Here is a 13,676-nt window from a genome sequence, read left to right as displayed (position 1 = left end):
TGTTTTCTTGCAACCAATGCAACATAATAATTGCTAAATGTGTCAATACGGTTACTTTCGTCCGGTGCGGTATCCCACGTGCTAAAATCGTAGGGTTGTGTGCCATGCATCCTCGCAGCAACGCTAACTAACGCTAGACAACAGATCGACCCGCCAATGGATCAATTCGCAAAAGAAACAATCCCTATTTCCCTCGAAGAAGAGATGCGCAAGAGCTACCTCGATTACGCCATGAGCGTGATCGTAGGCCGAGCCTTGCCGGATGCGCGCGACGGCCTGAAGCCGGTACACCGCCGAGTCCTGTTCGGGATGCACGAACTGAACAACGTCTGGAACCGCCCTTACGTGAAATGTGCCCGTGTGGTCGGTGAAGTCATGGGTAAGTACCACCCGCACGGCGACGCGTCGATTTACGACACGCTGGTGCGTATGGCGCAGGACTTCTCCATGCGCTACATGCTGGTGGACGGCCAGGGTAACTTCGGCTCGATCGACGGCGACAACGCGGCGGCAATGCGTTACACCGAGTGCCGCCTGGACAAGATTTCGCAGGAACTGCTGGCCGACATCGACAAGGAAACCGTCGATTTCGCGCCCAACTACGACGGCAAGGAAAAAGAGCCGACCGTTCTGCCGACCCGCCTGCCCAACCTGCTGATCAACGGTTCGTCCGGTATCGCCGTGGGTATGGCCACCAACATCCCGCCGCACAACCTGACGGAAGTGATCAACGGCGCGCTGCACGTGCTGTCCAACCCGGATTGCTCGATCGACGAACTGATCGAACTGATCCCGGCGCCGGACTTCCCGACCGGCGGCACGATTTACGGCGTGTCCGGCGTACGCGATGGCTACCGCACCGGCCGTGGCCGCGTGGTGATGCGCGCCAAGACCCACTTCGAGGAATACGGCAAGGAAGGCGGCCGCATCGCGATCATCGTCGATGAGCTGCCGTACCAGGTCAACAAGAAGTCCCTGCTGGAGCGCATCGCCGAGAACGTGCGCGACAAGAAGCTGGAAGGCATTTCCGACATCCGCGACGAGTCCGACAAGTCGGGCATGCGCGTGGTGATCGAGCTGAAGCGCGGTGAAGTACCGGAAGTGGTGCTGAACAACCTGTACAAGCAGACCCAGTTGCAGGACACCTTCGGCATGAACATGGTCGCCCTGGTGGACGGCCAGCCGAAGCTGATGAACCTGAAGGACATGCTGGCGACCTTCCTCTCGCACCGCCGCGAAGTGGTCACCCGCCGTACCGTGTTCGAACTGCGCAAGGCGCGCGAACGCGGCCACGTGCTGGAGGGCCTGGCAGTTGCGCTGGCCAACATCGACGAATTCATCGCCATCATCAAGGCTGCGCCAACGCCGCCGATCGCGAAGGCAGAGCTGATGGCCAAGGCCTGGGATTCGTCCCTGGTGCGCGAGATGCTGGCGCGTACCGGCGAAGAAGGCCAGGCGGGCATCGACGCCTTCCGTCCTGAGCACCTGCCGAAGCACTACGGCATGCAGGCCGATGGCCTGTACAAGCTGTCCGATGACCAGGCAGGCGAAATCCTGCAAATGCGTCTGCAGCGCCTGACCGGTCTGGAACAGGACAAGATCGTTAACGAATACAAGGACGTGATGTCCCTGATCGCCGACCTGCTGGACATTCTGGCCAAGCCGGCCCGTGTGACCGCGATCATCACCGACGAACTGACCCTGGCGAAGAACGAATACGGCGAGAAGGACCCACGCCGTTCGAACATCGAGAACAACGCGACCGATCTGGAAACCGAAGACCTGATCACGCCGCAGGACATGGTCGTGACCCTGTCCCACATGGGCTATATGAAGGCCCAGCCGCTGTCCGAATACCGAGCGCAGAAGCGCGGCGGCCGCGGCAAGCAGGCGGCAGCGACCAAGGACGAAGACTGGATCGACCAGCTGTTCATCGCCAACACGCACGACTACATCCTGTGCTTCTCCAACCGCGGCCGCCTGTACTGGCTGAAGGTGTGGGAAGTGCCGCAAGGCTCGCGTACGTCGCGCGGCAAGCCGATCGTGAACATGTTCCCGCTGCAGGACAACGAGAAGATCACCGTGGTGCTGCCGCTGTCCGGCGAAAACCGCACCTTCCCGGAAGATCACTACGTCTTCATGTCTACCAGCCTGGGCACCGTGAAGAAGACGCCGCTGAAGGACTTCAGCAACCCGCGTAAGGCCGGCATCATTGCCGTCGACCTGGACGAGGGCGACTTCCTGATCGGCGCCGCGCTGACCGATGGTGCGCATGACGTGATGCTGTTCTCCGACGCCGGCAAGGCAGTGCGCTTCGACGAAAACGATGTGCGTCCGATGGGCCGTACCGCGCGCGGTGTGCGCGGCATGAACCTGGAAGAAGGCCAGAACGTGATCGCGCTGCTGGTTGCGGAAAACGAGCAGCAGTCCGTACTGACCGCGACGGAGAACGGCTTCGGCAAGCGTACGCCGATCACCGAGTACACCCGCCACGGCCGTGGTACCAAGGGCATGATCGCGATCCAGACTTCCGAGCGTAACGGCAAGGTGGTGGCCGCGACCCTGGTCGATTCGGCGGACGAGATCATGCTGATCACGACCGGCGGTGTGCTGATCCGCACCCGCGTTTCCGAGATCCGCGAGATGGGCCGCGCGACCCAGGGCGTGACCCTGATCGCAGTGGAGGACGGTACCAAGCTGTCCGGCCTGCAGCGTATTGTGGAAGCCGACCTGGACGAACCGGAAGTGGAAGCCGGAGATACCGGCGGCGCGCCCGAACCGCAAGCCGAATAAAGCAGTAGCCCGGCGGGCCCCGTCTGAGTGATCGGACCGGGCCCGTTAATCATTTTAGGACCGACATTATGAAAAAAATCGCCGCAATCCTGTTCGCTTCTCTGTCCATCGCATATGGCGCCCCTGCCGCAGCACAGCAGGCCGCACCCCAGCCCCAGGCTGATGCAAAGACCATCGCCGCCGTGCGCGACCTGATGGATGCCATGCATTACAAGGAAACCACGCGCGCCGCTTTCGATCAGATGGCGAAGTCCATGCCGGAAATGATGCATCGTCAGGCCGAAGCGGCCATCAAGGCCAACCCTCAGCTGGATGACAAGCAGAAGGCCGAGAAGCTGGCATCCGTGGAAGCCGAGCTGCCAAAAGTGTCTTCGGCATTGCAGACCGTGTTCGCCGATCCGAGCCTGGTGGCAGACATGGAAAAGGAAATGGTTCCGCTGTATGCCCGCCATTTCACCGTGGATGAACTGAAGCAGATGGCCGCTTTCTACCGCACCCCGGTCGGCGCCAAGACCCTGAAGGTGATCCCGCAGATCATGCAGGAAGCGATGAGCATCGGCCAGCGCATTGCTGGTCCACGCATCCAGAAGGCTTTGCAGCAGTTGAAGAACAACAAATGATTTGACGAGGATTTGACGTGACGAACATCTACAACTTCTCTGCTGGTCCGGCCGTGCTGCCGAAAGAAGTGCTGCAGCAGGCAGCTGCCGAAATGCTGGATTGGCATGGCAGCGGAATGTCCGTCATGGAGATGAGCCACCGCGGTCCGGAGTTCCTGTCCATCTACCGCGAGGCCGAACACGACTTGCGCGAGCTGCTGTCGGTGCCGGCCAATTACAAGATCCTGTTCATGCAGGGCGGCGGCTTGTCGCAGAACGCGATTGTGCCGATGAATCTGGTCGGCACGGCCGGCCGCACGGTCGATTTCGTGCACACAGGTTCCTGGTCCGGCAAATCGCTGAAGGAGGCGGCGCGCTATGCGACGGTGAACGTGGCGGCATCGGCCCAGGCGGAAAGCTTCACGCGCGTACCGCCGCAGGAATCGTGGAAGCTCTCCCGCGATGCCGCGTACGTGCATATTTGCACCAATGAGACGATCGACGGCGTCGAATACAACTTCGTCCCGACCGTGCAGGGCGATGTGCCGCTGGTGGCGGACATGTCTTCGCACATCCTGTCGCGCCCTGTGGACGTCAGCAAGTACGGCGTGATCTTCGGCGGCGCGCAGAAAAATATCGGTCCGGCTGGCGTCACGGTAGTCATTATCCGCGACGACCTGCTGGGTAAAGCGCTGCCGATTACGCCGGCGGCGATGAACTTCCAGACGGTGGCCGAGAACGACTCCATGTTCAACACGCCGCCTACCTACGGCATCTACATTGCGGGCCTGGTCTTCAAATGGCTGAAGCAGCAGGGTGGTGTAGCGGCTATGGAAAAGCGTAATATTGAAAAAGCAGAGCTGCTGTATGCGGCACTGGACGCGGACGACTTCTACCAGAATCGTGTCGCGAAAGAGAACCGTTCGCGGATGAACGTACCGTTTTATCTGCGTGACGAGTCGAAGAACGAAGCATTCCTGGCCGGCGCGAAGGCGCGCGGGCTGCTGCAGCTGAAGGGCCACAAGTCCGTCGGTGGTATGCGGGCATCGATCTATAACGCGATGCCGATCGAGGGCGTGCAAGCCCTGGTCGACTACCTGAATGAGTTTGCGGGCCGCTGAGTTCTTAGAACCCACGGCGTAAAGCAGGTGGCTGCCACGGCGTGGCAGCCACCAGGTTTCAGCCGTGGGTTTTAAAAGAAGCCAACGGCACTTTAAATACGTTAACGAATGACAGACAAACTGAAGCCCCTGCGCGAGAAGATCGATGCGATCGACGCGCAGCTCCTCGATTTATTGAACCAGCGGGCCAAAGTCGCGCAGGAAGTCGGCCATGTGAAGGCCGAAACCAACGCGCCTGTGTTCCGTCCCGAACGCGAAGCCCAGGTGCTGCGCGGCGTGGCCGAGCGCAATCCGGGTCCGTTGGGCGACAAGGAAGTGCAGTCCATCTTCCGCGAAATCATGTCCTCCTGCCGCGCGCTGGAGCGCCGCGTGACCGTGGCCTATCTCGGCCCGGCCGGCACTTTCAGCGAGCAAGCGGTGTATGCGCAATTCGGCACGGCCGTGGAAGGCCTGCCTTGCCAGTCCATCGATGAAGTGTTCCGAGCGACGGAAGCCGGCACCGCCGATTTCGGCGTGGTGCCGGTCGAGAACTCGTCCGAAGGCGCCATCAACCGCACGCTGGACCTGCTGCTGACGACGCCTTGCATCATCAGTGGCGAAGTGGCGATTGCCGTGCACCACAGCCTGATGTCGAAGACCGGCACCATGGACGGCGTCACCGCCATCTGCGCTCATTCGCAGGCGCTGGCGCAATGCCAGGTATGGCTGAACCAGAATTACCCGAACATCGAGCGCCGTGCCGTTGCGTCCAACGCGGAAGCGGCGCGCATGGCGGGCGACGACGCCAGCATCGCGGCGATTGCCAGCGAACTGGCAGGCGGCAAGTACGGCCTGGGTGTGGTGAAAGGCCATATCCAGGACGACCCGCACAACCGCACGCGTTTCGCCGTGATCGGCAAGCTGCAGACCGGTCCTTCCGGCAGCGACCACACCTCGCTGGTGCTGGCGGTGCCGAACAAGGCGGGTGCCGTGTATCAGCTGCTGGCGCCATTGGCCACGCACGGCGTGTCGATGACGCGCTTCGAATCCCGCCCGGCCCGCATGGGCACCTGGGAGTATTATTTTTACGTTGATATCGAAGGACACGTCCAGAACCCGGCCGTGGCCAAGGCGCTGGCTGAACTCAAGGACAACGCCGCCTTCTTCAAAGTGCTGGGCTCTTACCCGACCAGCCTCACCTGAAACCAAGAGAATTGAACATGTCCAAGCAATACGGTCCTGAATACGTTCGTGCAATCGCTCCCTATCAAGCAGGTAAGCCCATCTCTGAAGTGGCACGCGAGTTTGGCCTGAACGAAGAAGCCATCGTTAAACTGGCTTCGAACGAAAATCCATTTGGTGTGCCGGAATCGGCGCAAAAGGCCATGGTCGCCGCTGCGGCGGAACTGGGCCGCTATCCTGATGCCAATGCCTACGATCTGAAGGTTGCTCTGTCCAAGCGCTATGACGTGCCAATGGACTGGATCACCCTGGGCAACGGCTCCAACGATATTCTGGAAATCGCGGCCCACGCTTTCTGCGAACGCGGCCAGTCGATCGTGTATTCCGAATACTCCTTCGCAGTGTACGCACTGGCGACCCAGGGTGTTGGCGCGCGCCACATCGTGGTGAAGGCCAAGGATTATGGCCATGATCTGGATGCCATGGCCGCTGCCATTGAAGCCGACACCAAGGTTGTCTTCATCGCTAATCCGAACAATCCGACCGGCACGTTTATTCCTGGTCCGCAGATCGAAGCCTTCCTGAAGAAGGTGCCGTCGAATGTGGTGGTAGTGCTGGACGAGGCTTACAACGAATTCCTGTCCGCTGAGGACCAGTACGAGTCCGCGGTCTGGGTGAAACAGTATCCAAACCTGCTGGTGTCGCGTACCTTCTCCAAGGCTTACGGCCTGGCAGGCTTACGCGTGGGCTTCTCGCTGGCGCAGCCGGAACTGACCGATCTGATGAACCGCATCCGCCAGCCGTTCAACGTGAACTCGCTGGCGCAGGCCGCTGCGATTGCGGCGCTGAACGACAAGGAATTCCTGGCCAAGTCGGCGCAGAACAACGCTGCCGGTTACGAGCAGTTCGTTCAGGCTTTCAAGGAGCTGGGCCTGGAGTACGTGCCTTCGCACGGCAACTTCGTGCTGGTCAAAGTCGGCAACGACGCTGGCGCTGGTGCGCGCGTGAACCTGGCGCTGCTGAAGCAGGGCGTGATCGTTCGTCCGGTGGGCAACTACGGCCTGCCGCAGTGGCTGCGCATCTCCATCGGCCTGCCGCAGGAGAACGCGGTGCTGATTACCGCGCTGCAGAAGGCGCTGGCGGAGGACCGTGCTTAACAAGGTAGTCATCTTCGGCGTCGGCCTGATCGGTGGATCGTTTGCGCGATCGCTGAAAAAGGCCGGCGCAGCAAAGCATATCGTCGGCGTTGACCGTTCGCCCGCTTTCCTGGGGCGCGCGCTGGAGCTGGGCATCATCGACAGCTGCGTGCTGCCGGCTCAAACCGAAACCAGCGGCGTGAAGCAGGTGGCTGCCACGACGTGGCAGCCACCAGGTTTAAGACTTGGGTTGGAAGAAGCGCTGCGGGACGCCGACCTGGTCTTCCTCGCCGCGCCGGTCGCGCAGACCGAGCGCATCCTGGCCGCCATCCTGCCGCACCTGGACGCACGCACCATCGTCACCGACGGCGGCAGCACCAAGTCCGACGTCGTCGCCGCCGCGCGCCGCGCGCTGGGCGAGCGTGTGCGCCAGTTCGTCCCCGGGCACCCGATCGCAGGCCGCGAAACCAACGGCCCGGATGCCGCCATCGACAACCTCTACGTCGGCAAAAAAGCCGTGCTGACGCCGCTGCCCGAAAACGCGCAAGAAGACGTCGACCGCGTCGCCGCCGCCTGGAAAGCCTGCGGCGCGATCATCCATACCTTGACGCCGGAGGAGCACGACAAAGTCTTCGCCGCCGTCAGCCACTTACCCCATCTGCTGGCCTACGCGCTGGTGGATGACATTGCGAACAAGCCCCACTCAGGCCTGCTGTTCCAATATGCTGCCAGCGGATTCCGCGACTTCACCCGTATCGCCGGCAGCTCGCCTGAAATGTGGCGCGACATCAGCCTCGCCAACCAGGCCGCTCTCCTGACTGAGCTGGATGCATATCTGGCACAATTAACCCGTTTGCGCGCCAGCCTGGCCGCCGGCGACGCCGCCTCCCTCGAATCCGTGTATGCCAGCGCGCAACGTGCGCGCAAGCAATGGATCGAAGCCATCGAGGCCGCCGAAACGCCGCAGCCGAAGGATTCGGCCGCTGAATAAACGCAAGGAACAAGCATGACCGATTACCCGCATTACCTCGACCTGCAGCCGGTCAGCCACGTTGAAGGCGTGGTACGCCTGCCAGGTTCGAAAAGTATTTCCAACCGCATCCTGCTGCTGGCCGCGCTGGCGGAAGGCGAGACCAAGATCGTCGATCTGCTCGCGTCCGATGACACCGCCGTGATGCTGGCCGCACTGCGTTCGCTGGGCGTGGAATGGCAGGAAGAAGCGCCGTCCGCCGTGCACGGCAACGCGCAGACCATTCACCGCGTACAGGGCGTGGCCGGGTCCTTCCCGAACCGCACTGCCGATCTGTTCATGGGCAATGCCGGCACCGCCATCCGTCCGCTGACTGCGGCCCTGGCCGTGATTGGCGGCGACTTCAAGATCCACGGTGTGCCGCGCATGCACGAGCGCCCGATCGGCGACCTGGTGGACGCGCTGAATGCTGTCGGCGCCAACATCGAATACACCGGCAACAAAGGCTTCCCGCCGCTGCACATCCACACCGGCGCGTTCACCACCAATAAACTGTCGGTGCGCGGCAATGTGTCCAGCCAGTTCCTGACGGCGCTGCTGATGGTGTCGCCGCTGATGGCGCGCGATAAAGCCATCACCATCACGGTTGAGGGCGAGCTGATTTCCAAGCCTTACATCGAAATCACCCTGAACCTGATGCGCCGCTTTGGCGTCACCGTTGAGCAGGATGGCTGGGAATCGTTCACCATCCCCGCAGGCCAGGTGTACCAGAGCCCCGGCAATATCCACGTGGAAGGCGACGCCTCCAGCGCGTCCTACTTCATGGCAGCCGGCGCGATTGCCGGTGGTCCGGTGCGCGTGGAAGGCGTCGGCCGCGACTCCATCCAGGGCGATGTGCGTTTCGCGCATGCGCTGGAAAAGATGGGGGCGCAGATCACCATGGGCGACAACTGGATCGAATCGCGTGCACCGAGTGGCCCGCTGAAGGCCATCGACATGGACTTCAACCATATTCCTGATGCAGCCATGACCATTGCGGTCGCCGCCCTGTATGCCGATGGCCCCAGCACTCTGCGCAATATCGCTTCGTGGCGCGTGAAGGAAACCGACCGCCTGTCGGCCATGGCGACCGAGCTGCGCAAGCTGGGCGCGGAAGTAGAGGAGGGCGCCGACTACCTGAAAGTGACGCCGCCGCCATCCATGCAGCCGGCCGAAATCGACACCTACGACGACCACCGCATGGCGATGTGCTTCTCCCTCGCTTCGCTGGACGGCGCGATCCGCCGCGGCACCGAGGTGCGTATCAACGATCCGAAATGCGTCGCCAAGACTTTCCCTGAGTATTTCGCCGCCTTCGCCGCCATTGCGCGCCGCGAAAGTTTTTAAAACCAGAGGCGTAAAACGGGTGGCTGCCACGCCGTGGCAGCCACCAGGTTCAAGCCTTGGGTTTTAGTTTGATATATTGACATTCATGCCGACATCCCACATCCCTGTCATCACCATCGACGGCCCTACCGCTAGCGGCAAGGGCACCGTGGCCCACAAGGTCGCGGACAAACTGGGTTTCCACCTTCTTGATTCCGGCGCCCTGTACCGCCTGACCGCGCTGCAAGCCCTGCGCCGCGGCACCCGGCTGGACGACGAACACGGCATCGCCAAGCTGGCCGAGCACCTGAACATCCATTTCACGGGCGAAGCCATCTTCCTGTCGCAAGAAAACGTCACTGACGCCATCCGCGCGGAAGAAGTTGGCAATACGGCATCGAAAATCGCGGCGCTGCCCGCCGTGCGCCAGGCGCTGTATGGCTTGCAGCTGAGCTTCCGCAAGACCCCGGGCCTGGTGGCGGACGGCCGCGACATGGGCACGGTGATCTTCCCGCACGCCCCTTTGAAGGTGTTTTTGACCGCTTCCGTCGAAGCGCGGGCCGAACGTCGCTATAAGCAATTGATCGGTAAGGGAATTTCTGCTAATATGCTAGATCTGCTGACGGATTTGAAAGCGCGCGACGACCGGGATATGAACCGGGCCATCGCGCCGCTGGCGCCGGCGGCGGATGCCCATGTGCTGGATACCTCTGCGATGACGGCTGATGAAGCGGTCGAGCAGGTCTTGAAATGGTATGCAGCCGGCAGCAAATAAGTAGCTGTTTGTGCGCAGTTTTGTTCAACCCTCAACCCAGTTGAAGCCGCATCGTGCGGGCCTTACTGGCTAACCTGGAATTAACAATGGAAAGTTTTGCAGCCCTCTTCGAAGAGTCCCTGTCGCGTCAAGACATGCGCTCTGGCGAAGTGATCTCCGCTGAAGTCGTGCGTTTGGACCACAACTTTGTTATCGTCAACGCCGGCCTGAAATCGGAAGCTTTCATCCCTGTTGAAGAATTCAAGAATGACCAAGGCGAACTGGAAGTCAAAGTAGGTGACTTCGTTTCCGTGGCCATCGAATCGCTGGAAAATGGTTTCGGCGATACCATCCTGTCCCGTGACAAGGCTAAGCGCCTGGCATCGTGGCTGGCATTGGAAAAAGCAATGGAATCCGGCGAGATCGTCGTTGGTACCGTCAATGGCAAAGTCAAGGGCGGCCTGACCGTTCTGACCAACGGCATCCGTGCTTTCCTGCCAGGTTCGCTGGTAGACACCCGTCCGGTGAAAGACACCACCCCGTACGAAGGCAAGACCCTGGAGTTCAAGGTCATCAAGCTGGATCGCAAGCGTAACAACGTCGTGCTGTCCCGCCGCGCTGTCATCGAAGCATCGATGGGCGAAGAGCGTCAGAAGCTGATGGAAACCCTGAAAGAAGGCACCGTGGTGACCGGCGTTGTGAAGAACATCACCGACTACGGCGCGTTCGTGGATCTGGGCGGCATCGACGGCCTGCTGCACATCACCGACCTGGCATGGCGTCGTGTGCGTCACCCATCGGAAGTGCTGACCGTTGGTCAAGAGATCACCGCGAAGGTCCTGAAGTACGATCAAGAGAAGAACCGTGTGTCCCTGGGCGTGAAGCAGCTGGGCGACGATCCTTGGACCGGTCTGTCCCGTCGTTACCCACAAGGCACCCGCCTGTTCGGTAAAGTCACCAACCTGACCGACTACGGTGCGTTCGTTGAAGTGGAACAGGGCATCGAAGGCCTGGTTCACGTGTCCGAAATGGACTGGACCAACAAGAACGTGGCGCCAAACAAAGTTGTTCAACTGGGCGACGAAGTGGAAGTCATGGTTCTGGAAATCGACGAAGAGCGTCGTCGTATTTCGCTGGGCATGAAGCAGTGCAAGGCCAATCCTTGGGACGACTTCGGCATGAGCCACAAGAAGGGCGACAAGGTCAAGGGCGCAATCAAGTCGATCACCGACTTCGGCGTGTTCATCGGCCTGCCAGGCAACATCGACGGCCTGGTGCACCTGTCCGACCTGTCCTGGACCGAAGCTGGCGAAGAAGCCGTGCGCAAGTTCAAGAAGGGCGACGAGCTGGAAGCTGTTGTTCTGGCGATCGACGTGGAACGCGAGCGCGTGTCCCTGGGCGTGAAGCAGCTGGAAGGTGATCCTTTCAACAACTTCGCAGCCATGAACGACAAGGGCTCCCTGGTAACCGGTACCGTCAAGGCTGTTGAGCCTAAAGGCGCCGTGATCCAGCTGTCCGAAGAAGTTGAAGGCTACCTGCGCGCTTCCGAAATCTCCCGCGACCGCGTGGAAGATGCCGGCACCCACCTGAAGGTTGGTGATTCCGTGGAAGCCCTGGTGATCAACATCGATCGCAAGGCACGTTCGATCCAGCTGTCGATCAAGGCTAAAGACAATGCTGACACCGCTGAAGCGATGCAGAAGCTGTCCGCTGACTCCAGCGCTGCTTCCGGCACCACCAGCCTGGGCGCACTGCTGAAGGCCAAGTTCGACAACAAGAACTAATCTACCGAGCGCTTAGATGACGAAGTCCGAATTGATCAACCGCCTGGCTGAGCGTTATTCTCAGCTGGTGGCCAAAGATGCGGAGTACGCCGTCAAGACCATTCTCGATGCAATGACCACCGCTCTCGCGAGCGGCCAGCGCATCGAGATCCGCGGTTTTGGCAGCTTTGCTCTGAATTCGCGGCCGCCGCGCATTGGACGCAATCCGAAGTCCGGCGACAAAGTGATGGTCCCTGAAAAACGGGTGCCGCACTTCAAGCCAGGCAAGCAATTGCGCGAGCGGGTCGATGCGATGGTCGGGCAACCGATCATCGAGGACTGAGTCTCTGCAAGGAGAATGGAGGGGCGGGCTTTTGCCTGCCCCTTTTTTGTTGAGAAAACCAGCGGCAAAAGCTGGTGGCAGGCACGAGGTGCCCGCCACCTGTATTGGCGCCGACGAGGGGGGCTGGCACGCCGTGCCTGCCACCTGCATTTGAAGTGGGTTTAACTGGAACGACGATGAAATTTATTTCCACCGCCATTGGCGTTGTTGTATTTGTCCTGTTCTTCGGTTTTGCCGTCAAAAACACGCAGGAAGTTGACCTGCATCTCTTCCTCAACTATGAATTACGCGGCCCCCTGGTGCTGATGCTGCTGGCTTTCTTTGTGGCCGGCGCGGTACTTGGTGTTCTGGCCCTGACTCCGACCGTGTTCCGCCACCGCCGCGAGTCGAACAAGCAAAAGACCACGATCCAGTCCCTGCAAAGCTCGGCCCTGAAGGCCGCCACGCAGCCGGCTCCGGACAGCGTCAACACGCAAATCTAAAAGAAAAGTCCTATGGAATTTGAACTCTGGTGGCTGCTGGGCATCCCAGCCTTCTTCGGCCTCGGATGGATCGCCGCGCGCGTCGATATCCGCGCCGTGGTGTCCGATGCGGGCAAGCTCTCGCGCGGCTATTACAAGGGCCTGACCCATCTGCTGAACGAACAGCCGGACAAGGCCATCGATTCCTTCATCGACGTGGTACGCCTGGACCCCGATGCGGCCGACATGCATTTCGCACTTGGCACGCTGTTCCGCCGCCGCGGCGAAACGGAACGCGCGATCCGCGTGCACCAGAATCTGCTGTCGCGTCCCGACCTGCCGTCCGAGCAGCGCGCCCAGGCCGAATATGAGCTGGGCCAGGACTATTTGAAGGCCGGCCTGCTGGACCGCGCCGAGGAAACCTACAAGCGTTTGCTGGATACCTCCCTCGCCGCGCAGGCACGCCGCGCGCTGCTGGAGATCTTCCAGCGCGAGAAGGAATGGCCGCGCGCCATTGAAGCGGCAGTCGCCCTGCAGGAAGCAGGCGCCGGCTCGCGCCAGAAAGAGATCGCCCAGTTCTATTGCGAGCTGGCGCAGGACGCGCTGGTCCATCTGCATTACGACGATGCGGAAGCCATGCTGGAAAAAGCCCTTCAGGCAGACCGCAGCAGCGTGCGCGCCACCATCCTGTGCGGCGACGTGCAGCTGGGCCGCGGCGATGTGGAAGCCGCATTGCAGACCTGGCGCCGCGTCGAGCAGCAAAGCGTACCGCATGTGGCGCTGGTTGCCACGCGCCTGATGGATGGCTACCGCAAGGTGGGCCGTCCGCAGGAAGGCCTTAGCCTGCTGAAGTCCTATCTGGAACAGGCTTCCTCCATCGACCTGCTGGAGGTCGTGTTCAAGGCCGTGATCGAACTGGAAGGCGTGGACGCCGCCAAGCAGGTGGTGTCCGACGAACTGCGCCGCACGCCAACCCTGCTGGGTCTGGACAAGCTGCTGGAAGCGCGCATGATGGATGCGCCGGCCGGCGTGCTGTCCGAGCTGTCGATGGTGAAGAACCTGGTGCACGGCTACACGCAGAAACTGGCGCGCTACCAGTGCAGCCACTGCGGCTTCAAGGCGCGCCAGTTCTACTGGCACTGCCCGGGTTGCAGCCGCTGGGATTCCTATCCGCCGCGCCGCACCGAAGAACTCAATGTAATGAACTGAT

12 protein-coding genes are annotated in these 13,676 nt (G+C 61.0%); all 12 read left to right on the top strand.

Annotation, left to right across the window (positions count from 1 at the left end):
* Positions 1–156: 156 nt before the first annotated feature.
* Positions 157–2,793: a DNA gyrase subunit A gene (gene gyrA, locus AB4Z19_RS25535; protein WP_442022281.1), complete on the top strand. Its 2,637-nt coding sequence runs from the start codon at positions 157–159 to the stop codon at positions 2,791–2,793.
* Between the two features lie 68 nt (positions 2,794–2,861).
* A complete protein-coding gene (locus AB4Z19_RS25530) occupies positions 2,862–3,413 on the top strand; it encodes a DUF2059 domain-containing protein (protein WP_442022279.1) in 552 nt (183 codons plus the stop codon).
* Between the two features lie 17 nt (positions 3,414–3,430).
* Positions 3,431–4,513, top strand: a complete 1,083-nt coding sequence (gene serC / locus AB4Z19_RS25525) for a 3-phosphoserine/phosphohydroxythreonine transaminase (protein ID WP_442022277.1) — start codon at positions 3,431–3,433, stop codon at positions 4,511–4,513.
* A gap of 108 nt (positions 4,514–4,621) precedes the next feature.
* Complete coding sequence (gene pheA, locus AB4Z19_RS25520; RefSeq protein WP_442022275.1) at positions 4,622–5,695, top strand: prephenate dehydratase; 1,074 nt, start codon at positions 4,622–4,624, stop codon at positions 5,693–5,695.
* A gap of 17 nt (positions 5,696–5,712) precedes the next feature.
* Entirely contained in the window at positions 5,713–6,831 is a 1,119-nt protein-coding gene (gene hisC / locus AB4Z19_RS25515; protein ID WP_442022273.1) for a histidinol-phosphate transaminase, read from the top strand.
* A complete protein-coding gene (locus tag AB4Z19_RS25510; protein WP_442022271.1) occupies positions 6,824–7,801 on the top strand; it encodes a prephenate dehydrogenase in 978 nt (325 codons plus the stop codon). Before hisC ends, AB4Z19_RS25510 begins: the two co-directional genes overlap by 8 nt.
* 15 nt (positions 7,802–7,816) lie before the next feature.
* A complete protein-coding gene (gene aroA, locus AB4Z19_RS25505; RefSeq protein ID WP_442036470.1) occupies positions 7,817–9,166 on the top strand; it encodes a 3-phosphoshikimate 1-carboxyvinyltransferase in 1,350 nt (449 codons plus the stop codon).
* A gap of 85 nt (positions 9,167–9,251) precedes the next feature.
* Positions 9,252–9,920, top strand: coding sequence for a (d)CMP kinase (cmk, locus tag AB4Z19_RS25500; protein WP_442022267.1), 669 nt, complete (start codon positions 9,252–9,254; stop codon positions 9,918–9,920).
* Between the two features lie 86 nt (positions 9,921–10,006).
* Positions 10,007–11,683, top strand: a complete 1,677-nt coding sequence (gene rpsA / locus AB4Z19_RS25495; protein WP_442022265.1) for a 30S ribosomal protein S1 — start codon at positions 10,007–10,009, stop codon at positions 11,681–11,683.
* A gap of 16 nt (positions 11,684–11,699) precedes the next feature.
* Positions 11,700–12,005, top strand: coding sequence for an integration host factor subunit beta (locus AB4Z19_RS25490; RefSeq protein WP_107141261.1), 306 nt, complete (start codon positions 11,700–11,702; stop codon positions 12,003–12,005).
* A gap of 176 nt (positions 12,006–12,181) precedes the next feature.
* The gene (locus AB4Z19_RS25485; RefSeq protein WP_442022263.1) at positions 12,182–12,487 is read left to right on the top strand and encodes a LapA family protein; all 306 of its coding nucleotides are present in this window, start codon (positions 12,182–12,184) and stop codon (positions 12,485–12,487) included.
* A gap of 12 nt (positions 12,488–12,499) precedes the next feature.
* On the top strand, positions 12,500–13,675 hold the full coding sequence (gene lapB / locus AB4Z19_RS25480; protein WP_442022261.1) for a lipopolysaccharide assembly protein LapB: 1,176 nt from the start codon (positions 12,500–12,502) through the stop codon (positions 13,673–13,675).
* Position 13,676 lies beyond the last annotated feature (1 nt).

The organism is Pseudoduganella sp. RAF19, assembly GCF_052114165.1.
Lineage (GTDB): Bacteria > Pseudomonadota > Gammaproteobacteria > Burkholderiales > Burkholderiaceae_D > Rugamonas.
The sequence above is the reverse complement of the archived record's forward strand: the minus strand, read 5'-3'. Positions and strand labels throughout refer to the sequence as shown.

Coding starts and splice junctions, on each gene's coding strand:
- hisC (WP_442022273.1), top strand. CDS start 5,713: ATGTCCAAGCAATACGGTCCTGAATACGTTCGTGCAATCGCTCCCTAT.
- cmk (WP_442022267.1), top strand. CDS start 9,252: ATGCCGACATCCCACATCCCTGTCATCACCATCGACGGCCCTACCGCT.
- AB4Z19_RS25485 (WP_442022263.1), top strand. CDS start 12,182: ATGAAATTTATTTCCACCGCCATTGGCGTTGTTGTATTTGTCCTGTTC.
- AB4Z19_RS25490 (WP_107141261.1), top strand. CDS start 11,700: ATGACGAAGTCCGAATTGATCAACCGCCTGGCTGAGCGTTATTCTCAG.
- AB4Z19_RS25530 (WP_442022279.1), top strand. CDS start 2,862: ATGAAAAAAATCGCCGCAATCCTGTTCGCTTCTCTGTCCATCGCATAT.
- rpsA (WP_442022265.1), top strand. CDS start 10,007: ATGGAAAGTTTTGCAGCCCTCTTCGAAGAGTCCCTGTCGCGTCAAGAC.
- lapB (WP_442022261.1), top strand. CDS start 12,500: ATGGAATTTGAACTCTGGTGGCTGCTGGGCATCCCAGCCTTCTTCGGC.
- pheA (WP_442022275.1), top strand. CDS start 4,622: ATGACAGACAAACTGAAGCCCCTGCGCGAGAAGATCGATGCGATCGAC.
- gyrA (WP_442022281.1), top strand. CDS start 157: ATGGATCAATTCGCAAAAGAAACAATCCCTATTTCCCTCGAAGAAGAG.
- aroA (WP_442036470.1), top strand. CDS start 7,817: ATGACCGATTACCCGCATTACCTCGACCTGCAGCCGGTCAGCCACGTT.